The organism is Streptomyces sp. NPDC037126, from assembly GCF_055605965.1.
Map to the genome: position 1 here is coordinate 71267 of NZ_JBVJTD010000026.1, position 21835 is coordinate 93101.

Below are 21835 nucleotides of genomic sequence, written 5' to 3' on the forward strand. Positions count from 1 at the left end.
GAAAGATCTGTTTAGGTATACTAATGAGCCATGGGGAAGCATGCAACCGAAGCGCAGTCGGCCGAGGTCGAGGAGGCCGACCTCGGCGTGCAGGTGCGCTCCGCCGTCGGACGCCTCTACCGCCGCTTCCGCAGCGAGCGGCCCGAGGGCGGCCTCGGCGACGTGGCGCTGGAGGTGCTCACCCGGCTCCACAAGCACGGGGCCCAGACCCTCACCGAACTCAGCGAGCACGACCGGGTCTCCCCCGCCTCCATGAGCCAGACCGTGAACCGCCTCACCTCGGCCGGGTACGCCGTACGCAGCCGCGACCCTCGCGACCGCCGCAAGGTGCTCTTCTGCGCCACCGCGGAGGGCGACGAACTCGCCGGCGCCACCCGGGCACAGCGCAACGCCTGGCTCGAGGAGCGGCTCAGCGCCCTGAGCTCCGAAGACCGCGCCGTGATCGCCCGCGCCGCAGCGCTGCTCGGCGACATCGCCGACTCCTGACAAGCGGCGGGGAGCCGACCGGGCCGGGGCAGCGCCGGCTCACGCACTGAATTTCCGTGGCCGGCAAGTCTCAAGACTGCCCCAGGAGTTACGACTCCTCGCTCGATCGCGACAAGGCTTCGGCGGCCCGCTCCTCGTAGGCGCGGAAGCGGCGCAGGTACGACCGTGCCATGGGGCCCGGCGGGACGCCCCGGGCGAAGGCCCGCATGTTGCGTTCGCCCGTGTTGTAGCCCAGGGCGAGGAGTTCGTCGCGGGTGTAGCGGCGCACACGCCGTTCCGGAAGGCTTCGGTCGAGGTCCTTCAGGTGAAGGGCCGCCACATGGATGGCGAAGGCGGGGTCGTCACGAAGGTCTTGCCACCGCCCCGCCAGGTCGTGCGTCCGCCGAACCCGTTCGAACGTCGCACGGTGCATGTTGGCCACCCCGAAGGACGCCCCGGGCTTCCACCACTGCCAGAGCCGTTCGAGCAGCGGATGGTGCGGCTTGTACGCCTCGTTGTGGAGCACGGTCATGACCAGCAGGGGCGACACCCCGGCCTCCCCGGCACTGCGCACCACGCACGCGGCGTAGTCGGCCGGATCGTAGCCGCCGGGCCGCAACGGTGGCGTCCGGACCCGACCGGGCTCCTCCGCAGGGGGCCGTGGCCCCGACGCCTCCGTCGGTCGCACGCCCATCCGCACTCACCTCTCCCCTGCCGCCCGGCCCCCTGACGAACCGCAGGGCGGCCTTCCTCAGGTGCACGTGCCCGCGCGTCTCGGCCTCAATCCAGTACACCTGCCGCACCGTTGCGCCTCTCCCGACTCGCCTTGGTGCGGCCGGCATGATCTACCGAGCCTGGTAGCGGTGGTCGTAGTAGTCCTTGCCGCCCACCAGGACCGAGGTGACGCACACCGGCAGGCCGTCGGCGTCCAGCTCGACCTCCTGGGAGGTCTGCCGGGTGAAGCCCAGCGCCACACCGGGGACCACCGGATACTCGGGCTGGGACGTGTCGACCGTCCAGCCCCGCTCGACGGCGCGTCGGAGGAGATCCCCGGCGGGGGTGGTGAACACCTCGTCCCCTGCGAGCAGTACGCGTGTGCTCGACGGGCGGCCCTCGCCGGGCCACCACAGTTCGATCGCGGTGACACGGCTGCCGCCCTCGGCCAGGGCCTGCACGCCGACGTGGCCGAGGTTCCACGACGCCATCGCCGAGTTGCGGCCCGAGCGCCGCAGCAGTCGGGGCTCGCCCCAGTGGGGCACCGCGGCGGCGAGCGCCTCGTCGAGCGTCGCGCCCAGCAGGACCGGCGCGACTCCGCGCGGCGGGTCGAGTACCAGCTCCATGGGCAACCCCTCACTCCTCCCCCAGCGGCCCCGGCCGCGCCGAGCGGCTCCGTACGTTACCCGGGTGAACCCGTGCGACCGGCGCCCCGGGTCAGATTGCGGGCCGGGCCCGGCAGCCGTCGACGCGTTCGAGCAGGAGGATGGCCGCGTCGTCCTGCTGCCGGCCTCTGCCGTGGCGCAGGAGGTCTTCGCGGAGCCGGTCCAGCATGGCCGATCCGGTCAGGCCCCTCCAGCCCCGCAGCCGCTGCACCAAGGGGTAGAACGTGCCGTCCCCGGCGCGGCATTCGGTCACACCGTCGGTGTACAGGAGGATCCGGTCCCCCTGACGGAACCTGGCACTCAGCACCTGGTGCCCCGGTACCAGATCGCCGAGGCCCAGCGGAAGGCTGCTCGTCGGCGGAGTGAGAGGCAGCGCGCGACCGCCGCGGCGCAGCAGGAGCGGGCGAGGATGGCCGAATCGGACGACGCGCACCACTTCCTCGTCCGGGATCTCCACCACCACCGCGGTGGCGAAGCACTCGGAGAAGGTGTTCTGTGCCCGCACGTGCCGTTGCGTGCTGTCCTCCAGGCGTTTCGCCAGCCGGTCCAACGACGCCTCGGTGTGGGCCGCTTCACGGAAACAGGTCAGCAGGGCCGCCGCGGCGTCGACCGCGGGCAGGCCCTTGCCACGGATGTCCGAGACGAACACCCGGACGCCGAAGGCCGTGTCGAGGCATTCGTAGGCGTCTCCCCCGATGCGGGCCTGGTGGTGCGCGGCGAGGTACAGGCCGTGCAGGCGGACCGGTCCGAGCCGTTCGGGTACCGGGCGCAGCACGACGCGCTGTGCCGTCTCGGCGATCAGCCTGACGTTGACCAGTTCCTGTTCCCGGCGCAGCCGCACGGCGCCTGCCCACATGCCCGCGAGGGTGACGGCGACCACGCTGAGGATCGTCACCCGGAACGGGGAGTCGATCAGCCACCCGTTCATCCAGGCGATCAGGCTCGCCGCGAAGCCGGTGAGCAGCCCCATGCAGACTATGCCGGCCACCGTGCAGGTGGCCGCGGCCAGTGCGGGCACGGCGGCGAGCACCGGCCCGAACCGGGTACGGAAGGGGGCCCAGGCGTCCAGCATGGCCGCGGCGGTGAGGGCGAGGACGGGCACGCATCCTTTGCGCAGTGTCTCGGGCGCCATGCACCAAGGGTGGGACAGGCGTGCGCGCCATGATGTGGACACGGGTCTCTCCTGTGACGGCGGTCGTCTGGTCCGCGGCGGAGGGGCCGCGGCAGATGGTGCCGGCACCGTCCGAGAGATCACAGGCGCCACAGTCGCGACGTCCGCAAGCGACTCGTCCCCGCCTGGGATCTCAGCATCGCCCGCGTGCCCCGGGGCCTGGATCCACCACCTGGTGGAGGCGGCGATGGATCCCCCGTGCCGGGGGATGTGCTCCGCTCAAAGGCTACGGACAGTGCTCCCCGAACTTCACCGCATCCAGCGTGACCGGCTGCCCGTTCAGTTTCCCGGCGGCGGGCCGCTGCGTGCAGACCTGCCAGTTCGATTCGACGAGCACGAGCCGACCGGCGCCGGTCGCGTCGTGCACGGTGATCGAGGTGTCGGAGTCGAGGGCGTCCCGGGCGGCCTTGACGCTCTTGCCGTGGAAGTCGGGCATCTCTCCGCCCGCCGCGTGGGGGACGGCCTGGTCGTGCGCCGGGCAGGTCTCGGACAGCTTGACGGCGCCGAAGTCCAGCTCGGTGTTCACGGAGACGACCGTTCCGGCCCTGACGTTCTGGAAACAGACCTTCCAGTCCCGGTCGAGGATCTGCATGCGGTCACGGCCGAGGGAGTCGTGACTCTTCAGACCGCGGAAGCCCTGCCTCTGCGCGGTGTCCTGCGCGGACTGCAGGCCCATGCCGATGAACTCGGGCACGGCCTTCCTGCCACCGCCCTTGTCGCCAGCACCGGACGTTGCGGTGCCACCACCGCCGCCGGCCGTCTTGGTCGGCTGGCAGGCGGTGCCCGCGCCGAGGACGGCGATGACGGCGGCGGCGCAGACGAGTGTCCTGCGGTTCATGGTCCCCCCTGATCGTGCATATCGCTGTGACGGGTGTCGCTGTGACGGATGAGCGTACGGGCCGCCTACCCCTGAGTAGTGGCCCTATGACGGTTCGTGACCGGATCGGGTGGTGCGCGTACGACACCCGGCCGGCGCGTGCAGCGACGCGGACGCCGACGGCGGGCCGCCTGACCTCGCCCCCCGCGGCCGGGCGCCGATCCCGGCAGGGACGCTCACCGGTTCCGGTCGACGGGCAGTTCGAGGTGGAGTTCGTAGCCCCCTTGGGCCGTGGGGCCGGACGTGACGGTGCCGCCGAGCAGTTCGGCTCGTTGGGCGAGGCCGACCAGGCCGTGGTGGGCGCTCGGCAGGGCCAACGCGCGTCGTGTGGGTGCGGTGTTGGTGATCGTGGTGTAGAGGGCACCGCCCCGGTGCGTGATGCGGACGGTCGCGATCGCGCCGGGAGCGTGCTTGCGGACGTTGGTCAACGCCTCCTGGACGGTGCGGTACACGGCGCGCTGCACCGGAGGCGGAAGCTCGTCGGACAGGTCGGTCTCCAGTTTCGCCTCGATACCGCTGGCGTCGACCATGCGCTCGAGGTCGGCGAGGGAGGGCTGGGGCGTGAGCTCCGTGGGATTGCTGCCGGAGGCCCGCAGGACGCTCACCATGTGCCGCAGTTCGTCCAGGGTCTGCACGCTGAGGCGGCGGATCGTGGCCGCGGCCTCTCTCGTACCGGCGTCCTGGCTGCCCACCTGGAGCGCCCCGGCCTGTACGGCGATGAGGCTGACCTGGTGGGAGACCACGTCGTGCATCTCCCGTGCGAGCTGGGCGCGTTCCTTGGCGAGCACGCTCTGGGCCGTCAGCAGCCGTTCGTGCTCGCGCGCCTCGGAGATGTCGTCGAGCCGCAGGGACAGTTCGCGTCGGGCCTGGACGAGTTGGCCGAGGAAGACGGGGGCGGCGGCGGTGGCCAGGGTGTAGCTGAGGTGGAAGAGGTTGTTCGTCTGGGACAGTTCGGTGGCGTCCAGGGACGACCACGGCCAGGGCATGAAGTCGATGACCGCGTAGGTGAGGGCACAGCCGCCCAGCAGGAGACGGTGGCGGTTGAGCGAGGAGAGCGTGTACAGCGCGGCCATGGGAGCGACCACCGCGTCGGTGACCAGGGCGGTGGGGAGGGTGAGGGCGAAGGTCGTCAAGGGCAGGCGGCGGCGTACCGCGAGGGCGAGGGCACCGATCAGCGCGCAGACAGCGGCCGGTTGGTCCCGGACCCCGACGTGCGCCCATGCGTCGGCCAGCGCGACCGCGACCAGGCCGACGTCGAGCTGGAGGTCCGACGGCCTTCGCAGGCTCACCGGGCGCCCTCGTCCTGTTCCGGAGTGAGCAGGCCGGCGCGCTCGGCGATCAGGGCCGCCTGGACCCGGCTGCTGACCCGCAGTTTGCCGAGCACGTTGGTCACATGACCTTTGACGGTGCCCGTACTCAGGTGCAGCCTTTCGCCGATGTCGTTGTTGGCGAGTCCCTCGGCCATGAGGGCGAGCACCGCGCGCTCGCGTCGGGTCAGCCGGTCGGTGAGGCGGAGGGCGGCGGGCTCGCGCACGCCGTGGTCGAGGTAGCCGTCCACCACCAGGCGGGTGACCGCGGACGACAGCACCGTCCCTCCCCTGGCCAGCTTGCGGACGAGGTGCGGAAGTTCCTCGGGGTCGGTGTCCTTGAGCAGGAATCCGGCGGCGCCCGAGCGCAGCGCAGTCGCGACGTATTCGTCGGCGTCGAACGTGGTGAGCATGGCGACCACCGGGGCCTGGGGCATGCGGCGGAGCTCGGTCAGAATGGTGAGCCCGTCCACGTCCGGCATCCGGATGTCGAGCAGGACGACGTCGGGCTGCAGTTCCCGCACCGTGCGGACCGCCTGGCCACCGGGCACCGCCCCGACGACATCGATGTCGTCCGCGGCGTTGAGAATGTGCGTGAAGCCCGTACGGATCAAGGCTTCGTCGTCGACCACCAGTACCCGGATCACGTGCGCTCCGCTCGTCACAGGCCCCCGTCCATGCCTACCCTTGCGGGAGGCCTCCGCAGGCGTCCGGCACAAGAAACCCACCGGTTGGCGGCATGATCTCAGCCGGTCGGCCGGGTCGCCCAGGCCAGGTGGCGGTGGTCACCCCGGCCGACCGACGGGGGTCGTTCCGGCCACGTGGCGGGGTGTCCCGGCCGAGCGGCGGGGGTTGTTCCGGCCGAGTGACGGGGTGCCTTCGGAAGGCTGAAGGGCTGGTTCGGGCAGCCGTGCCGGTGAACCTGTTGAGCATGGCCCAGCAAGCACTCTCGGTCGACCCGGCGCGCGTGTCACCGTCGCCCGAGCGCGGCCGTTCCCCCCTTCCCGCCGGCAGTCCCTCGACGGGACGCCTGGTCGGCATCGACCTGGCCCGCGGACTCGCGGTCTTCGGCATGTTCTCCGTCCACGTCGGACCCGATGTGACGGTCGGCGGCCCGGTGGGGTTCATGCTGGAGACGGCGAGCGGCCGTTCCTCGACACTCTTCGCGCTGCTCGCCGGCTTCTCCCTGGTCATCATCACCGGACGCCCGCATCCGCGTACGGGGCGGGCGGGCCGTCAGGCGGTGGCCCGGATAGTGATCCGCGCCGTCGTGCTCCTGGTCCTCGGCTACGCGCTCACCGCCCTGAACACCGAAGTCAACGTGATCCTCAGCTTCTACGGGGTGCTCTTCCTGACCGTGCTCCCGCTGTACCGCCTGCGGGCCGGTACGCTCGCCCTCATCGCCGCCGGGACCGCGCTGGCCCTGCCCCAGGTCCTGTACGTGGTCAGAGCGTCCATCGAGGACGGGAACTGGGCGGACGCCGTCACCGCCCATGATCCGCTGGCCCTCGCCAGCGGCACGGACGGCACCATCGAGCTGCTGTTCACCGGCTCCTACCCGGTGCTCACCTGGATCCCCTTCCTGATCGCGGGCATGGCGTTGGCCCGGCTGGACCTCACACGCCCGGGCGTCAGACCCCGGATCGCGCTCGCCGGCGGGGCGCTCGCCCTGCTGGGCTACGGCGGGTCCTGGCTCGCCCTCCACCTGGTTCCGCACGCCCTGTCCACCGTCGCCTCCGCCACGCACGGCGGCTCGGCATCATCCGCCTGGTGGTCGGACACGGTCGGCCAGCCCGACGATCGCCCCCCGCTCGCCTGGCTGCTGGTGGCCGTACCGCACAGCGAGACCACCTTCTCCATCGTCGGCAACACCGGAGTCGCCCTCGTCGTGGTCGCCGTGTGCCTGATCGTCGCCGAACGGATGCCGCGCCTCACCCGGCTGGCCACGCCGGTCGCCGCCGTCGGGATGATGGCGCTGACCGCGTACGTCCTGCACATCGTCGCGCTGTGGTTCTTCAACGACGTCTGGTACGTGCCCGCGGTGGACGGGAACACCCTGTCGGCCCTGACGGTGCTGTTCAGCTTCATCGCGGCCGCCATGCTGCTGGCGACGGTGTGGATCCGGCAGTTCCGGCGCGGCCCCCTGGAACAGCTTCTCCACCTGGCCACCCAGCCCGCCCGTAACATCAAATGACGCCGGCGACGTGCGGCCACCCGGCGGAACGGCGCCCGCTGACTGACCTCGCCGACGACGCGGGAGCCGTCGGCGTCGTCGATCGGGGCTACCGCCGATATCGAGTTCCGCAGGCGCCACGGGCACGAGGCGCCGGAACAGCTCTTCGACGAAGCGGAGATCATCCCTACGGATCCGTTCAGGGCATCCGTCGCCTGAGCCTCATCGATCACTGGGATCCCGCGGCTCCACCGCTAGGTGCGGTTGATGCGATAGACGTCCGGGACGCAGAGGTTGAGGACGGCGGCGACGGCGATCAGGCCGGCGCAGGCCACCAGCACGCTCTGGCTGTTCCACGAGTGGGCCGCAAGGGCGGTGATGAGGTAGCCGAGGGGGATGGCCAGGCGCTCGCCGACGCCGTTGAAGGCGCTCATGCGGCCCTGTTCGGCCTGAGGCACGTGCTGTTGAAACGCGGTGGTCCAGGCGACGATCGCGACGTCGAGCCCGATCCCCGCAGACAGGGCGGCCAACAGGACGGCGGGCAGCGGGAGTCCGAAGGCCATGGCGGCCAGGGGAAGCGCCAGAGCGGCACTGGCCGCGACGGCGACGCCGAGCAGTCGGTACGGCTTCCAGCGCAGGCACACGAGGGTCCCGGCCAGCAGACCGCAGGCGAAGGCCGCCTGGACCATGCCCCAGTCGCGCGCGCCGCCGTACCGCTGTGCGGCGACGAGGGGCCCGAGAAGCTGGAAGCCCGCGAGCCAGGCCGCGACGAGGAGTGTCCCGGCGGCCGTATAGGTCCACAGCCAGGTGCGCGACCAGAAGCCCGTCCAGCCGGCCCGCAGGTCGGCCAGAACACCCCCGGTCCTGCTCATCGGGGCGTCCAGGCGCAGACCGAGAAGGAGCACGGCCGCGGCGGCGAACGTGAACGCGTCCCAGGCCAGGGCCCACGCCGCGCCGCTGGCGGCGACGATGATCCCGCCGGCGACCGGCCCCAGCACCTTGACCGCGTTGCTCGGCAGTCTGAGCAACGCGTTCGCCTGCTGCAGATGCTCCACCGGGACGATCTGCGCCACGGCGCCCTGTGTCGCGGGCACGATGAACGACGCCGCGGTCCCCGAGACGAAGCCGCACGCCGCGATCGATGCCGTCGTCGCATGGCCGGTGGCCACCGTGACGGCCAGGGCGCCCTGCGCGGCCGCCGCCAGCAGGTTGCCGAGGAAGAGGATCCGGCTCCGGGAAAGGCGGTCCGCGAAGAGGCCGCCCACGAGGAGGAACACGATCGTGGGAACGGTGGTCGTGGCCAGCACCAGGCCGAGGGTGCCGGCTCCGCCACCCTCCTCGATGACGGAGTAGGCCAGCGCGAGGGGTGCCATGGCGGACCCGGTGGCCGAAATGAGGTTGGCCGACACGAACCGCCGGAAGGCCGCGACTCTCAGTGGCGTGCTGATGGTCGTCGGTGGCTCGGCGGCGGTGTCCATGATCTCCCTCGTGCTCGGCGCAGCGAGCACCCTAATGCAGGAGTACGCCGTGGACAGAGCCCCTGGACGGAGTCGGCCGACCGCCGCCCGGCCCAGGCGGCGGGGTCTCGGAGACCGCCGCCCGCCTGAGACCGGAGCGCCGCCTCGTCCGCCTTCAGTGCCAGTTGCTGATCTTCACATCGTGCGGCGCGGGATCGCCCTTGCCGCTCTCGACCAGCTGCTTGAGGCTCATCAGGAAGGTCGCCCACTTGGTGCTGCAGTGGTACATGAACTCCACCGGCTCCTTCCAGCCCTCGTGCCGGAAGAGCACGATCGTGAAGCCGTCCTCCTGCTTGAGCTCGAAGCGGACCTGCGTTCCGATCCACTCCTCGGGGCCGTCGACGACCTCCCAGAGCACTCGCTTTCCGGGCTCGGCCTCCAGGACCTTCATGTCGAACCCGCCGGGCTCGAAGCGGAACCGGATCACTCCGCCGACGTCGCCGTCGCCGTCCGTGTCCTCCGTCCACCAGCCGGCGAGTCCGTCGACAGTGGTGAGGGCCGTGTAGACGGCGTCGGGAGTCCCCACGACTCCGATCCTGTGCAGGATGTCAACCATCTCGATACCTCTTTCCCGTGGAGCGCCCGCATCCGGGCACTGCTCGTGCGGGGCACCCGCCTTCGGACGCTGTTCGTCACCGACGCCGCGTTCGTTCGTGAGGGGTCAGCCCTTCTGGCTGCGCTGAATCGCTTCGGCGATCCGCTTGATGCGTTGCAGCCGGGCGTCCCAGCTGGCCCCGACCGAGGACAACTGGGCGACCGCGCGGGCGAGTTGAGCCTCATCGACCTCGTAGAGACGCTCGCGCCCGGACGGCGTGACGTGGACGAGTCCGACCCGGCCGAGCACGACGAGGTGTTTGGCGACGGCCTGCCGGGTGACGGGCAGCTGTTCACTCAGTGTGGTCGCCGTGCCGGCGCCGCCGGCCAGCAGCAGGTCGAGCATCCGCCGCCGGATGGGGTCCCCGACCGCCGACCAGAGATCGTCGTCTATGGCCACGCTCATGACGTCGACACCACCCGGGCGACATAGCCGACGAGGCGCGGCAGGAAGTAGTCCCAACCGGTGACGTGCTCGCGGTACTGCTCCTCCAGCACGGCCGCCTCCCAGCCCTTCTCCCGGAACCCGGACTCGCTGAAGCGCAGCAGCGTGCCCGAGCCCGAGGGGACCAAGTCGAAGGTGACCAGGAGCGAGTTGGCCGGTGCGGCGACCTCGCTCTCGTCGTACACCCACCGGAAGGAGAACCGCCGTGGCGGGTCCGCCTCCACCACCGTGAGCGGTACGACCTTCGCGTCCGGCCCGGTTCGGTCGCCGAACGTGATCATCCCGGTGGCGCCGGGCACCGGCTTGAGGTCCGCCTCGTCCGGCCACCACTCCCGCAGGTGCTCGGGCTTGCTGACGACCTCGTAGACCACCTCGGGCGTGGCCTCGATGTGGATCTCCCGCTCGATGCTGCCGTACTCCATCCCGCTCTCCACCTTTCGCAACCTTTGGTTGCACATAACCTTAGGACACTCGCCCAACATGCGCAACCATTGGTTGCTGAAGCACGCCGGGCAACACTAGGCCCGGGGCACCCCCGCCGGTCGGCGGCGAAGGAGGCAGTCGCACATGCCTTGCCTATGGATGAGGCGTAGGGAATGCTTTCCCGGCCGCAATCGGCAGATCCAAGACTTGGCATGTACCTGCCACCGCATGGGAGATCCCTCAGACATGTCCTTCCTGCCACGGCGCAGCCGACCCAGCCCACACGCGCTCCGGCGCTCCGCGGGCACGCTCTCCGTGCTCGGTGCACTCGTCACGACCTTGAGCCTGTTCACCGCCTCCGTACCGGCGTCGGCCTACGACCTGCCATGGTGGCCGGGGCCGTCGACGCCGGCGTTCAACAGCCTCACCAGCGCGAGCAACCCGGACTGGATGAGCCGGATCCCCGACTCGACCGGTCTGGGACGGCTGTCGATCCCCGGAACTCACGACACCATGGCCATCCATGGGGGTCTCGCACCCTGGTACTACCAGACCCAGGAGAACCACGGCGACAGCGCGGACAGCCTGACCGCGCAGCTGAACGCGGGTATCCGGTCCATCGACATCCGCGTCCGCATCGTCAACGACAACACCGCGTTCGCGATCCACCACACGAACGTCTACCAGAACGCCAACCTCGACGACGTCCTCACCAAAACGCGGGCCTTCCTCACCGCCCACCCGGGCGAGACCGTGCTCATGAGCCTCCACGGCGAGTGCGACGGCGACACCACCGAAGGAGGCACCGGCGGACTGCAGATCGGCAAGTGCGTCGACGATCCGTCCGACGCCACCGGACCCGACCGTGTCCGCATCTTCGACAGCTACCTGGCCCGCTATCCCGGCCTGTTCTACGCACCCACCGTGACCGGCACCAGCACGGCCGACACCCCCACCCTCGGCCAGGCACGCGGCCACATCGTGCTCACCGGCTTCTCCGGTCCCCGAGGCCAGGTGTACGGCGGCTTCGGGCTCTCCCAGTGGCTGCCCACGCCCTTCATCCCGTGGACCGAGTGCAACCTGGACACCAGGTGGTCGCTGGTCACGGCCAGCCTCCAGCAGGTCACCGCCGACGCGACCAACACCATCGGAGGCACCGGGCTCTCCGCCAGCTGTCCCCCCTTCGGCGCGACCTACACCCAGGTGGCCAACGGCTACGGCGGCGGACAAGGCATGAACCCGCGACTGCTCGACTACCTTCACACGACGCCGGGTCACACCGGAGTCATCAGCATGGACTGGCCGGGCGGCCAGCTCATCGACGCCATCATCGCCCACAACACGACTGCCACGACTGCGGGGTCGTAACACTCCGTCAAGAACGTTCCACAAAGCGAGGGGCGAGGCGTGGCAGCCGTACCCGATCGCGGGGGCGTCCAGGGTGCGGCAATTCGCGTGCACACCGTGCGTGTCACGTACTACGGTCTCTGCTGTGCAGGTGCGCAGGCAGCGGCTACTTCTCCTGTCAAGAGAGCAACGCAGGTTCGAATCCTGTCGCCGGCAGTGTGCCGGTGTCGTCCAGCGGCCCAGGACACTTACGTCGCCGCAGCCGATCTTGATCTCTGCACACCGGTCACGGGCCGCCCGCCGCGGGGGAGTTCAGGCGGGCGGCTTCGACTTGCCCGGTCGGGGTGCCGGGTGCGCGGCGCGAACTCGCGGACACCGCGGCCCGGGCCCGTAGAGGAACAGGCGCCCTCAGCAACCCCGGCGGCCCACCCACTACCTTCCTCACATGGAACGGGCCACCATCCTGAGCAGCCTCGCCACCGGCGGATCCGACATCGCCCCACAGCGACTCGCCGGACTCGCCGCCGAACTCGACATACCGGCCGCCGATCTGCTCGTCGTCGCAGGCCACCCGGTACCCGCGGAACTCCTTCCCGCGGAGCGTGACGCGAACGTCATGAGGAAGTTCGCATACCGCGTCAGTCACTGCGACCACACGCAACTCGCCGCCCTGCAGGAGTTCACCCGCTCCCTGCCACGCGTCGCCGCTCCACGCCGCCTCGTACCACCGACCACTGAAAGGGCAGCCGTCGAGGACCCGGATCAAGGGGGCGTGCGGGGGCTTGCCGTGCGCCCCCCGAGTCTGGTTGTGTACCAGCCCCGCAGGCACGCCGGGCCTGCCGGGCCGGTGGGGAGCGGAGCGGACAACGTGCACACGAAGGCAGAGCAGAACGGCTCGTGGTTCTTGCCTGAAGGGCTGGGACAGGCGATCCGGGGCACCGCCGAGGAGATCGCCACGCTGGTGCGCAGCGCGGGCGACACGGCGCTCGCGGTGCCCGGGTCGGACTGGACCGTCGGCGAGGCCGCCGCCCACCTGGCCATGGTCAACGAACTGATGGCCGATCTGGCAGCCGGGCGGGAGCGCCCCTACGGCGACGGCACGCCCGGGAGCCTCGCCGGGGCCAACGCGGAGTCCCTCGCCGTGTTCGGTGAGCGCCGGGCGGAGCCTCTTGCAGCGATGATCACGGAGCAGGCCGAGGCGTTCCTGGACACCCTGTCCCGCCCCACCGCGGACGGCCCGGCACCAGCCGGTCCCCTGGGCCCGATGGACCGGCCCGTTCTCGCGTCGTACCTGCTCACGCACATGCTCGGCCACGGGTACGACCTGGCTCGCGCCCTGAAGCGTCCGCACATGCTCGACCGGGCCCGCGTAACCCTGTGCATGCCGTTCATGTATGCGGTCATGCCGCGTGTCGCGAACCCCGCGGCCACGGCCGGGCACACGGCCCGTTACCGGATCCGGCTGCGCGGGAGCGAGGAGTTCGGCGTGTCCCTGGCCGACGGGGTCGTGCGGGTGACACCCGGGGCACCGACGCAGCGCGTGGACTGCACCATCGTGCTCGACCCCGTCGCCTTCCTGCTCATCGCACTGGGCCGGCTGAACCCCTGGCGTGCCATCGCCCAGGGGCAGGTCCTCGCCTGGGGCCCCAGGCCGTGGCTGGCCCCCCGCTTCCCGACGCTGTTCACGTCGCCCTGAGCCGGCGCCCGGTCGGCCCGCGCGGGCCCCTCGGACCGCGGGGACGATGCGGCAAGCGATGTCGTGAACGGTGGCCGAGGCGCGCCATGAGCCGGCGGACGTGCTGCCGGCCGCATGTCCTCGCCCCGGGAGGAAGCGGCGTTCCGCCGTCTGTCCCGAGGGCTCCGGAGAGCCCGCCCGACGCCCCGGCCCGCGGATGTCCCCCGTTCGCCACATGACGGCACCGGCGGCTCGCTCGCCCGAGCCGTGGACGCCAAATCCGCCTACGGTGGACACAGGGGGTCGACCGGGAAAAGGACCGCCATGGACCTCCAGCTCAAGGACAAGGTCGCCGTCGTCACCGGAGCGAGCAAGGGCATCGGCCTGGCCATCGCGGACTCCTTCGCGAGGGAAGGGGCACACGTCGTCGCCGGCAGCCGGAGCACCACTCCCGCGCTCTCGGGGCTTCACGAGCAGTACGGAGTGACCGTCGTTCCGGTCGACCTGGCCACCGCCGAAGGACCGGACGCACTCGTCCGGCACGCGGTGGAGCAGTACGGCAGGGTCGACACTCTGGTCAACAATCTGGGTGCCGCGACGCCCCGTACGAGTTTCCTGGACGTCGGCGACGCCGAGTGGCAACGGATCTTCGAGATCACCCTGTTCAGCGCGGTCCGGGCCAGCCGCGCGGCGCTGCCCCACCTTCTGGGCGCCGGCGGAGGCTCCATCATCAACATCAGCTCCATCAACGCGCGCCTGCCCTTCGCCACGGTCGTCGACTACTCCGCGGCCAAGGCGGGGCTGACCAACCTGACCAAGTCGCTGTCCGAGGAGTTCGCACCGCGGGGCGTCCGGGCCAACTCGATCGCCCCCGGACCTGTGCGCACGCCCTTCTGGACCGAGCCGGGCGGCTTCGCCGAGGCCATGGCGTCACAGGCCGGCACCACCGCGCAGGAAGCCATCGACGTGGTGGTGCCGCAGAGCATGGGCATCTCCACCGGGCGGGTCAGCGAGGCCCGCGAAGTCGCCGATCTGGCCCTCTTCCTCGCCTCTCCGCTCGCCGGCAACATCACCGGAGCGGAGTTCACCATCGACGGCGGCCAGGTCAAGACTCTTTGATCAGGTGGCCGCCCGTCGAGGACGGCCACATGACCCCGGACGTACGGCGAGCAGGTTCCGCCTCCGCACCTCCGGGCGGCTACGGTCAGCCGGCCGCGTGGCGCAGGCCCGTGATGAAGCGGGCGCCGTCGGGTGTGCCGACGCCCGTCATGGTGTCGTAGCCCTTGGCCGTGACCTGCTGGGTCTGGGTGCGGTCCTGGGCGTCGAAGACGTCGATCCCCGTTCCGTCCTGAGTACCACTGGGCGGGAGGTACGCGGCCCGGTTCTGCTGGGGCATCGAGGAACCGACCGGCAGCACGTCGTGGAACGCCCGAGTGCCGGCAAGCCGGTAGACGAGCGGGTTGATGAAGCCGAAGGCCGACTTCCGGCCCTGCTGGGCGTCGGCGACGAGGCCGGCGACCAGCGGGCACGCCAGGCTGGTGCCGGCGTTCACCATGGTCCGGTACGGTCCCGGCTTGCCCTGGCTCGTCGACGCGATGTACCCGGTCAGCAGGCCGGTGTCGGGATCGGCGTCGGCGGCGATGTCGGGCACGGTCCGTTCGGCGACGGTACGGTTGCCGATGCGCACACGCGCCATCGCCGCGGGGACGACACCCTTCTGGTAGGCAGGCTGCGCATAGACCAGGCTGGTGCCCCCTCCTCCCCCACTGACGCCCAGGTCGGTCCACTTGCCGTGGTCCAGGGAACCGTAGTCGTCGGACCAACCGGTCTCGAAGACGCGGTTGTTCGTGGCCCCGATGCCGACGCTGGTGCCGCCGACCGCCACCACGTACGGGTCGGAGTCGGTCGCCGTGAGGCCGGGAGTGTCACCGGAGGAGAAGTACATGCCGACGCCCTCGGCGGCGGCCCGCACATCGATCGCGTGCACGGTCCGCTCGGGCACCGCACCCAGCGGAATCTGCCACGAGTTGGACTCGACGGTCGCGCTGGGACGGTGGCCGTCGCCCGTCAGTACCGCCAGTGCCGCGTCGAGCAGGGCCTGGTCCTCGTCGCAGCCCCCTCCGATCACCATCACCTGGTTGGCGTCGGGGGCCATGGCGTACACGGCCTCGGAGTCCATCTCCGCCTCGTCGTTCACGGCGGCCGACTGCGCCACGCCGGGCGCGGCGGTACCGCAGGAGGTTCCGGCCCGGACCTCCCGGAACTGGGAGGACTTCGGCGCGGGCAGGTGATTGCTCTTCGCGTACTGCTGCAAGGTCTGGAACATGGCCGTCGGCTCTTCGCTCTCGGTCAGCGCCACGGTCTGGCCTTTGCCGGTGTCCGTCGATGTCGCCCCGTAGGCCGCGCGGATCTGGGCGGCGGAGTACCCGCACACCGGCAGCGATGCCTTGGTCAGCCCGCGGTAGGCCGGGCGGAAGGTCTGTGTGTGCTGCGCCCAGTACGTGGAGCATGTCGGCGCCGTCGCTGCCGACCGGCTCGAGCCCGCGACGGCCGCGGTTCGGGGTGAGGCCGGCCGGGCGCCGCTCAGCCCGGTCACGGCCAGAACGTCGGGAGCCAGCGAAGTGGGCACCGAGACGTCACGATCGACGGACTGGGTGATCGTCGACCTGCCGGTCGCGTCCTTGCCCTGATACCGGTTGATCCGCACCCGGAACGCCGACTGCACCTTGGACACGGGCCCTGTTGCCGAGACGTAGTCGCGGCCGCTGCTGATGTTCACCCGTGTCAGTCCCTCGGCGCTCAGCCACCGCGCGAGCGCCCCGGCCTGTGCACGGGAGGGGCCGAACCTCGCGGTGTAGGTGTCGGGGCTCAGGTAGTGGTGGAATTCGCCGTCGCCCGGAGTGCTGACCGCGTCGGCGTACGCCGTGGCAGCAGCCAGGTCCGGCTTCAGCCATACCTGGACGGTGAGTTCCTGGGAGGACGGCGCGGCACCGGCAAGGGGCATGGTCCGTACGGCGGGTGACACGGTGCCGGGCACCGGTGCGGTGGAGGCCGCCTGTGCGGATCCGGGCATCCCCAGCACCGCGCCGGCGATCAGGACCGCTGCGCAGCCGGCCGCACCGACGGCGAACCTGCCACGGCTCGCCGTCCCGGAAACCGCTCCCCGCCTTCTCGAAAACGCACTTGCCACGTGTTGGGCCCCCAGCCTCGGTCCGACTGCTCCGGCGCCCGACGGAATTCCGCGTCGGGCGCCTCGTGAGACGGAGACCCGAGGCCTCGGGTTGCGTCGATTCCAGGCCCGCGTCCACTGCGGCCCGGGTCCGTGGGGCAGACATCAGCCGATCAGCTGATGCGAGTTCCCTCGCCGCTGACTCGGACGCGCGGGTCGCCCGCGCGCAGCGTCACCGTGAGCTCGCCGGGGCGGCCCAGGTCTTCGCCCTGGTGCAGGGTGAGGACGGAGTCCTCGGGAAGCAGGCCGAGTTCACGGGTGTACGCGCCGAACGCGGCGGCCGCCGCACCGGTCGCCGGGTCCTCGACGACGCCGCCGACGGGGAACGGGTCGCGGACGTGGAAGACGGTGGCCGTCTCACGCCACACCAACTGGACGGTGGTCAGGTCGAGTCGGTGCATCAGGACTTCGAGGCGTGCGAAGTCGTACGCGAGATCCGCGAGGCGCTCGCGCGTCGCCGCCGCGAGGACGAGATGGCGGGCGCCGGCGAACGCCACACGAGGCGGGAAGGCGGGGTCGAGATCGGCGGCCGGCCAGGCGAGCGCGGCGAGCGCCTCCGTGAGGTCGGCGTCGGTGATCTCCTCGATGTGCGGCTCGACACTGGTGAGTGTGGCCCTGAGTGTCCCGTTCTCCTCGGCCACCTCCACCGGCACGGTACCGGCGGGCGTCGCGAACACCAGCTTCCCTGGGCCCGTCCGCTCGGCGAGCGCGACGGCGGCCGCGACGGTGGCGTGCCCGCAGAACGGCACCTCTGCCTTGGGGCTGAAGTAGCGGATGCTGTACGCCCGCGCCTCCGGGCCGCCGTCGAGGCCCTCCGGGGGCGCGGTCAGGAACGCGGACTCCGAGTACCCGAGGTCGGCGGCGATGGCCAGCATGTCACTGTCGTCCAGTTCGCTGGCGTCCAGAACGACGCCGGCAGGGTTTCCGCCGTCGGGAACGCTGGAGAAGGCGGTGTATCGCAGCACCTCGGGCCGCGGCGCATCTGTCGTCATGCCCGCAGCAACAACGAGCCGCCTGCGGCTATTTCACAGGTCCGGCCGAACCGCGGCAGCTCGCGACCGTCCGTGCGCGGGGCGGCTTGCCCGGGCGGCGTCACCTTCCGCACAGCGGACGCTGGCCGCACGGCCTCCCGACCGACGCGCACCGCGGACGGGGGCCGCACGGTCTTCCGGACGACACGCACCGGACGGTGTGGCCGCACGGCCTCCCCGCCGACCGGCGTGATCAAGTAGCCTTCAGGTCCCCAGTGACTCGATGTCGTCCGGTCGCAGCGGCCTGGTACGCCGGCCATCAGGTGCCGGCGGCTGACTCGGTCGACCTCGGCCGGCGCGTTCACCTCGCCCGACCCCAGACTGATGCCGTGCCGCAGATCGCCGCGGCCCAGTTCGAGGGCGCACCGGCTACCACGTCGGCGATCGCGGACCTGTCGGCGCGGGGGCCGTCTCAGGGACGGGGGGCCAGCACTTCCAGAGCGCCGGTCTCGGTGTCGTAGCTGCGCAGGGTGGTGAGCCGGACCGACGGCGGTGGCGCCGGCAGCAGTTCGGGGATGCGCCGGCCGGCGAAGGCACCAGGGCGCCGGGTACGGCCGAGGGTGATGTGCGGGCTCCAGCGCACGGGGGCGTGAAAGGGGTTGAGGGTCTCGGGCGGGCTGTCCGAGGCCACCGCCTCCCACACCCGGCGGTGCAGGCCGGCCAACGCTGAGTCGAGGTCCAGCGCCCAAGCCAGCACCGAGGTCGGCCGCTCGAAGCGGACCACCCCGGTGAACCGCACCGGCAGCGGCAGAGTGGCGGCGACCTCGGCGAGCTCCCAGCGGATCGGGGCGGTCAACTCAGGGCAGGCTGCCAGGGTGAGGTGCGGCTTGTTCGTCGGTGAGCGATGGCGCGCCTGACTGGGCAGCCCCGCATCCGCGAGCCGCCGCCAAGCCTCCAAGACCGCCAACTCCGCCGCCTCATCCAACAGAAGCTCGACCGTGCGCACCAGCGCAGCCTACCGGTGATCGCCCGCCGTACCGGCGCCCCGGGCCGACCGTCAGGCCGGGGCGCGACCAGAGCGTCGGCCCCTTCACGCCTACCTGCAACATGAGTGCGCCGCCGACATCACCTGAGGCCCGCGTGCGCGGCTGACGCGGCCGAGGCACCGGACGCGCACGACGGGCCCGACACCGAACTACCCACGGGACCCGACGACATCGCGGCCGTGCCGCTGCCCTTCGTCAGGCGCTCAGGCGCTCACGGTCCCCCATCACCACTACGGGGTGAAGGCGGGGATCGACGGTGCGCAGGAGTGTCTTCATGCCGGACTCGGGAACAGTGACACAGGCGGACGTGCCGTCGCCGTGGTCCAGGTGCAGCCATATGCCGCCGCCCTTCTCCACTCCCTTGGGACGGCTCCAGTCGAACGGCGGGACGCCCCTGAGCCGGTTGTAGTCGATGGCGATGACGTAGTCGAAGTCGTGGGCGTGCTCGTCGCCCTCCTCCGTCATGGACGCGAAGGCATTGTCGTCATACCAGTACGGCAGTCGGCTGCCCGGGTTCTTCAGAGACCCTCCCGCATCCGTCAGGGAGAACACTCCGACGGGGCTGCGCTCGTCGTCCATGTGGTGGTCGGTCGTCCAGCCCAGCCTGCCGTTGTGTGCGGGCCAACTGCCCGCGCGTTTCCAGGCAGTGCCCTGCTTCTCGTAGAGCACGACCGTGCTCTCGGCGGAGTCCCGGTCGTCGCCGTAGACGACCACCGCCTGGCGGCTGTCTGCCGGTACGCGCTTCCACATGCGGCTTCCGATGCCCGGTATGCGGGTAGCCGCCTCGGGGCCGAGGGAGCCGGACACCGCCGGGTTGTTGAGACCCGGTGCGCCGACGTGACTCCCGTGCCCGCCGACGCCGGTGCACGCCGCGGTGCCGGCCAGCAGCACACCGCAGGCAACGGCCACGGATATGGCATGACGCACCCCACCACGTCGCGTCGACACAGAACAGGCTCCCATGACAGTAGATGTCCGCATGATCAGGATGCTGCGGCGGCCGACCGCGGCATGCATCCGGAGACGGCATCCGGCCTAACAGCCCCGCTCCGGCCCGCTCCATCACCGGCACGCGCATCCACAGCGACAGATCGCCGCGCGGATCGGCGGGCGGCGTCTACGGCCGAGTGGGTGTACGCCTTCGCCGGTGTTCCGAGCACGGCGTGCCACTCCCTGCTCAGCTCCGCAATGCCACATACGCTGCGAGGACGTTCATCCTGACCTCCTTGACGACGCGTACACACAGCGGGCTGCCGCACGGCGGCGGCACTTCACCTCGGCCGGGACGCGCAGCTGCCGGATGCGGGAAGGGGCGTTGCATGCGATCAACAGACGTGCACCTACGGGAAATCACCGACGACAACCAGGATGCCGTTCGCGCCCTCCGCGTCCGACGTGACCAGAAGCAGTTCGTCGCCTCCGTGTCCAAGTCGCTCAAGCAAGCGGCGAAGAAGCCGGAGGCCAATCCCTGGTACCGCGCCATCTACCGCGGCGACGAACCAGTCGGCTTCGTGATGCTGTCCTGGAAGCCACCGGATGGTCCTTACAAAGGGCGGCACTTCATCTGGCGCCTCCTCGTCGACAAGCGACACCAGAAGCGAGGGATCGGCCGAGAAGCACTCACCCAGATCGCCGCCCTGGTTCGCGCCGACGGGGCCACCGAGCTGCTGACCAGCTACGAGCCCGGCGAGGGCGAACCATGGCCCTTCTACCAGAGGTTCGGTTTCGAGCCCACCGGCGAGATCGACGACGGCGAGATCGTCCTGCGGCTCACCTTCCCCACTCGGTGAACTCGTACTGCAAACCGAGGACTGTGTGTGGGCCCCAGAGTCAGGTCACGGCGGCACCGGCGGCGACCGGTATGAGGTCCCCCCGGCCAGGGCGTGCCTGTTCAGATCGGAGACCAGCTGCGGCGGGATACGGCCGGACCGCGTCCTAGCGGCGCACGGGCGCGGGGCCGCCGCGCAGGCCGACGTGGGAGAAGAACAGCTCCTGCCCGTCGACGGCGACATCGTGCGGGACACCGACAAAGCCGACGTTGTTACCGGGCCGCGCAGAGTACAGGGCCTGCTGCATGGCTTGAGCGGTGCCCACGCACTCCAGGACCGAGTCGGCGCCGATGCCGCCGGTCATCTCCTTGATCCGGGCGACGCCCTCGTCGCCACGCACGGCGACGATGTCGGTGGCACCGAACTCCCGTGCGAGCTTCTGCCGGGACGCGTGACGGTCATCGCGATGATGCGCTCCGCGCCCATCTCCTTGGCGGCGATCACCGCGCACAGTCCGACCGCGCCGTCCCCGACCACATGAACCGGGCACGCGTGAAGAGCGCCGTTGTCCTTCGCGCGCCGCCCCGGCCGGGTACCCGTCGAGGTGGCGGTGCCGCTCGGGGGCTCTTCCTCCAGGTAACCGCTCGTGCCGGCGGGTAGCGAGTCACCAGTGAGAGGTGTACCGGCAGTACATCCCTCCTGCGGCGGGCAGGCCGTACGGTCGGAGCTATGGACAACCGTGAGGAGGTCCGCGAGTTCCTCACCTCGCGGCGAGCGAAGATCACACCGGAACAGGTCGACCTGCCGACGGGATCCCGGCGGCGTGTGCCCGGGCTGCGCCGGAGCGAGGTCGCCGCGCTGGCCGACATGAGCGTCGAGTACTACGCGAAACTCGAACGGGGCAACCTGTCGGGCGTCTCCCCGGACGTTCTCGATGCCGTCGCCCGCGCGCTGCGGCTCGACGACGCCGAGCGCGCCCATCTCCTGCACCTGGCCCAGACGGCCGACGGATCCGACGCCCTCACCCGCCCCCGGCGCCGTGCCACCGGCCGTCACTGGACCCCGCACCGCGGCCTGCGATGGACCCTCGACGCGATCACGGCGGGGCCCGCAGTCGTATGCAACGGCACCCCCATGACAAGGGCCTGCACGACCTCATCAAAGAGCTGTCCACCCTCAGCAAGGACTTCCGCACCCGCTGGGGCGCCCACAACGTCCGCCGGCACGGCACCGGCACCGGCACCGGCACGAAGCGTTTCCGCCATTCCGCGGTCGGTGACCTCACTCTCGCCTGCGAGTCCCTGGACCTGGCCGCCGAACCCGGACTCAGCATGGCCATCTACACCGCCGCGCCCGGCTCCCCCTCAGAACAGGGTCTGCGCCTGCTCGCCTCGCCGGCCGCCACCGAAGACGCCGGCACGGCGGCGCAGCACCCGACCGCCTGACA

General features: G+C 70.9%; 20 protein-coding genes, 1 tRNA gene and 2 pseudogenes. 8 read left to right on the forward strand and 15 right to left on the reverse strand.

Annotated features, from left to right (window positions below; genetic code table 11):
• Positions 1–30: 30 nt before the first annotated feature.
• On the forward strand, positions 31–486 hold the full coding sequence (locus tag ACZ7FF_RS37670; RefSeq protein ID WP_470818303.1) for a MarR family winged helix-turn-helix transcriptional regulator: 456 nt from the start codon (positions 31–33) through the stop codon (positions 484–486).
• 88 nt (positions 487–574) lie between these two features.
• Here the strand turns inward: ACZ7FF_RS37670 and ACZ7FF_RS37675 are convergent, their stop codons facing one another.
• The 6 genes from ACZ7FF_RS37675 to ACZ7FF_RS37700 all read right to left on the reverse strand — a co-directional run bounded on the left by ACZ7FF_RS37675 (position 575) and on the right by ACZ7FF_RS37700 (position 5846).
• Positions 575–1042: a lysozyme family protein gene (locus ACZ7FF_RS37675; RefSeq protein ID WP_470818305.1), complete on the reverse strand. Its 468-nt coding sequence runs from the start codon at positions 1040–1042 to the stop codon at positions 575–577.
• Positions 1043–1310: 268 nt separating this feature from the next.
• Positions 1311–1805, reverse strand: coding sequence for a hypothetical protein (locus tag ACZ7FF_RS37680; protein ID WP_470818306.1), 495 nt, complete (start codon positions 1803–1805; stop codon positions 1311–1313).
• 91 nt (positions 1806–1896) lie between these two features.
• The gene (locus tag ACZ7FF_RS37685; RefSeq protein WP_470818307.1) at positions 1897–2976 is read right to left on the reverse strand and encodes a PP2C family protein-serine/threonine phosphatase; all 1080 of its coding nucleotides are present in this window, start codon (positions 2974–2976) and stop codon (positions 1897–1899) included.
• Between the two features lie 265 nt (positions 2977–3241).
• Positions 3242–3853, reverse strand: coding sequence for a hypothetical protein (locus tag ACZ7FF_RS37690; RefSeq protein WP_470818309.1), 612 nt, complete (start codon positions 3851–3853; stop codon positions 3242–3244).
• Between the two features lie 215 nt (positions 3854–4068).
• Positions 4069–5181, reverse strand: coding sequence for a sensor histidine kinase (locus ACZ7FF_RS37695; protein ID WP_470818311.1), 1113 nt, complete (start codon positions 5179–5181; stop codon positions 4069–4071).
• Complete coding sequence (locus ACZ7FF_RS37700) at positions 5178–5846, reverse strand: response regulator (RefSeq protein WP_470818312.1); 669 nt, start codon at positions 5844–5846, stop codon at positions 5178–5180. The genes ACZ7FF_RS37695 and ACZ7FF_RS37700 overlap by 4 nt, the downstream gene beginning before the upstream one ends.
• A 284-nt stretch (positions 5847–6130) precedes the next feature.
• Here ACZ7FF_RS37700 and ACZ7FF_RS37705 point away from each other — a divergent pair, with 284 nt between their 5' ends.
• Positions 6131–7393, forward strand: a complete 1263-nt coding sequence (locus tag ACZ7FF_RS37705; RefSeq protein WP_470818314.1) for a DUF418 domain-containing protein — start codon at positions 6131–6133, stop codon at positions 7391–7393.
• 233 nt (positions 7394–7626) lie between these two features.
• On the opposite strand, the gene ACZ7FF_RS37710 is transcribed toward ACZ7FF_RS37705, so the two are convergent.
• The 4 genes from ACZ7FF_RS37710 to ACZ7FF_RS37725 all read right to left on the reverse strand — a co-directional run bounded on the left by ACZ7FF_RS37710 (position 7627) and on the right by ACZ7FF_RS37725 (position 10350).
• On the reverse strand, positions 7627–8850 hold the full coding sequence (locus ACZ7FF_RS37710) for an MFS transporter (protein WP_470818316.1): 1224 nt from the start codon (positions 8848–8850) through the stop codon (positions 7627–7629).
• Between the two features lie 154 nt (positions 8851–9004).
• Entirely contained in the window at positions 9005–9415 is a 411-nt protein-coding gene (locus ACZ7FF_RS37715; RefSeq protein ID WP_470818317.1) for an SRPBCC family protein, read from the reverse strand.
• A gap of 135 nt (positions 9416–9550) precedes the next feature.
• Complete coding sequence (locus ACZ7FF_RS37720) at positions 9551–9889, reverse strand: ArsR/SmtB family transcription factor (protein ID WP_470818319.1); 339 nt, start codon at positions 9887–9889, stop codon at positions 9551–9553.
• Entirely contained in the window at positions 9886–10350 is a 465-nt protein-coding gene (locus tag ACZ7FF_RS37725) for an SRPBCC family protein (RefSeq protein ID WP_470818320.1), read from the reverse strand. Before ACZ7FF_RS37725 ends, ACZ7FF_RS37720 begins: the two co-directional genes overlap by 4 nt.
• Positions 10351–10597: 247 nt before the next feature.
• Between ACZ7FF_RS37725 and ACZ7FF_RS37730 the strand changes: the two genes are divergently transcribed.
• From ACZ7FF_RS37730 to ACZ7FF_RS37745, 4 genes are all read left to right on the forward strand, one after another.
• Positions 10598–11719, forward strand: coding sequence for a phosphatidylinositol-specific phospholipase C domain-containing protein (locus tag ACZ7FF_RS37730; RefSeq protein ID WP_470818321.1), 1122 nt, complete (start codon positions 10598–10600; stop codon positions 11717–11719).
• A gap of 126 nt (positions 11720–11845) precedes the next feature.
• Positions 11846–11914, forward strand: a tRNA-Ser gene (locus ACZ7FF_RS37735).
• A gap of 229 nt (positions 11915–12143) precedes the next feature.
• Positions 12144–13394, forward strand: a complete 1251-nt coding sequence (locus tag ACZ7FF_RS37740) for a maleylpyruvate isomerase family mycothiol-dependent enzyme (protein ID WP_470818323.1) — start codon at positions 12144–12146, stop codon at positions 13392–13394.
• Positions 13395–13697: 303 nt separating this feature from the next.
• On the forward strand, positions 13698–14492 hold the full coding sequence (locus ACZ7FF_RS37745) for an SDR family NAD(P)-dependent oxidoreductase (protein ID WP_470818325.1): 795 nt from the start codon (positions 13698–13700) through the stop codon (positions 14490–14492).
• An 85-nt stretch (positions 14493–14577) separates the two neighbouring features.
• Here the strand turns inward: ACZ7FF_RS37745 and ACZ7FF_RS37750 are convergent, their stop codons facing one another.
• The 4 genes from ACZ7FF_RS37750 to ACZ7FF_RS37765 form a co-directional block, all read right to left on the reverse strand.
• Positions 14578–16446, reverse strand: coding sequence for a S53 family peptidase (locus ACZ7FF_RS37750; protein ID WP_470818327.1), 1869 nt, complete (start codon positions 16444–16446; stop codon positions 14578–14580).
• Positions 16447–16715: 269 nt separating this feature from the next.
• Entirely contained in the window at positions 16716–17594 is an 879-nt protein-coding gene (locus ACZ7FF_RS37755) for a PhzF family phenazine biosynthesis isomerase (protein WP_470818329.1), read from the reverse strand.
• 451 nt (positions 17595–18045) lie between these two features.
• The gene (locus ACZ7FF_RS37760) at positions 18046–18579 is read right to left on the reverse strand and encodes a 2'-5' RNA ligase family protein (RefSeq protein ID WP_470818330.1); all 534 of its coding nucleotides are present in this window, start codon (positions 18577–18579) and stop codon (positions 18046–18048) included.
• Positions 18580–18814: 235 nt separating this feature from the next.
• Entirely contained in the window at positions 18815–19600 is a 786-nt protein-coding gene (locus tag ACZ7FF_RS37765; protein ID WP_470818331.1) for a hypothetical protein, read from the reverse strand.
• Between the two features lie 338 nt (positions 19601–19938).
• Between ACZ7FF_RS37765 and ACZ7FF_RS37770 the strand changes: the two genes are divergently transcribed.
• Positions 19939–20409: a GNAT family N-acetyltransferase gene (locus ACZ7FF_RS37770; RefSeq protein ID WP_470818333.1), complete on the forward strand. Its 471-nt coding sequence runs from the start codon at positions 19939–19941 to the stop codon at positions 20407–20409.
• Positions 20410–20557: 148 nt separating this feature from the next.
• Here ACZ7FF_RS37770 and ACZ7FF_RS37775 read toward each other — a convergent pair.
• A pseudogene (locus ACZ7FF_RS37775) lies at positions 20558–20925 on the reverse strand (zinc-binding dehydrogenase); the annotation flags it as partial.
• A gap of 192 nt (positions 20926–21117) precedes the next feature.
• On the opposite strand from ACZ7FF_RS37775, the pseudogene ACZ7FF_RS37780 reads away from it, so the two are divergent.
• A pseudogene (locus ACZ7FF_RS37780) lies at positions 21118–21833 on the forward strand (helix-turn-helix transcriptional regulator).
• Positions 21834–21835: the final 2 nt, after the last annotated feature.

Coding starts and splice junctions, on each gene's coding strand:
- ACZ7FF_RS37670 (WP_470818303.1), top strand. CDS start 31: ATGGGGAAGCATGCAACCGAAGCGCAGTCGGCCGAGGTCGAGGAGGCC.
- ACZ7FF_RS37680 (WP_470818306.1), bottom strand. CDS start 1,805: ATGGAGCTGGTACTCGACCCGCCGCGCGGAGTCGCGCCGGTCCTGCTG.
- ACZ7FF_RS37685 (WP_470818307.1), bottom strand. CDS start 2,976: ATGGCGCCCGAGACACTGCGCAAAGGATGCGTGCCCGTCCTCGCCCTC.
- ACZ7FF_RS37690 (WP_470818309.1), bottom strand. CDS start 3,853: ATGAACCGCAGGACACTCGTCTGCGCCGCCGCCGTCATCGCCGTCCTC.
- ACZ7FF_RS37705 (WP_470818314.1), top strand. CDS start 6,131: ATGGCCCAGCAAGCACTCTCGGTCGACCCGGCGCGCGTGTCACCGTCG.
- ACZ7FF_RS37710 (WP_470818316.1), bottom strand. CDS start 8,850: ATGGACACCGCCGCCGAGCCACCGACGACCATCAGCACGCCACTGAGA.
- ACZ7FF_RS37720 (WP_470818319.1), bottom strand. CDS start 9,889: ATGAGCGTGGCCATAGACGACGATCTCTGGTCGGCGGTCGGGGACCCC.
- ACZ7FF_RS37725 (WP_470818320.1), bottom strand. CDS start 10,350: ATGGAGTACGGCAGCATCGAGCGGGAGATCCACATCGAGGCCACGCCC.
- ACZ7FF_RS37730 (WP_470818321.1), top strand. CDS start 10,598: ATGTCCTTCCTGCCACGGCGCAGCCGACCCAGCCCACACGCGCTCCGG.
- ACZ7FF_RS37740 (WP_470818323.1), top strand. CDS start 12,144: ATGGAACGGGCCACCATCCTGAGCAGCCTCGCCACCGGCGGATCCGAC.
- ACZ7FF_RS37745 (WP_470818325.1), top strand. CDS start 13,698: ATGGACCTCCAGCTCAAGGACAAGGTCGCCGTCGTCACCGGAGCGAGC.
- ACZ7FF_RS37750 (WP_470818327.1), bottom strand. CDS start 16,446: ATGCCCGGATCCGCACAGGCGGCCTCCACCGCACCGGTGCCCGGCACC.
- ACZ7FF_RS37755 (WP_470818329.1), bottom strand. CDS start 17,594: ATGACGACAGATGCGCCGCGGCCCGAGGTGCTGCGATACACCGCCTTC.
- ACZ7FF_RS37765 (WP_470818331.1), bottom strand. CDS start 19,600: ATGCGGACATCTACTGTCATGGGAGCCTGTTCTGTGTCGACGCGACGT.
- ACZ7FF_RS37770 (WP_470818333.1), top strand. CDS start 19,939: ATGCGATCAACAGACGTGCACCTACGGGAAATCACCGACGACAACCAG.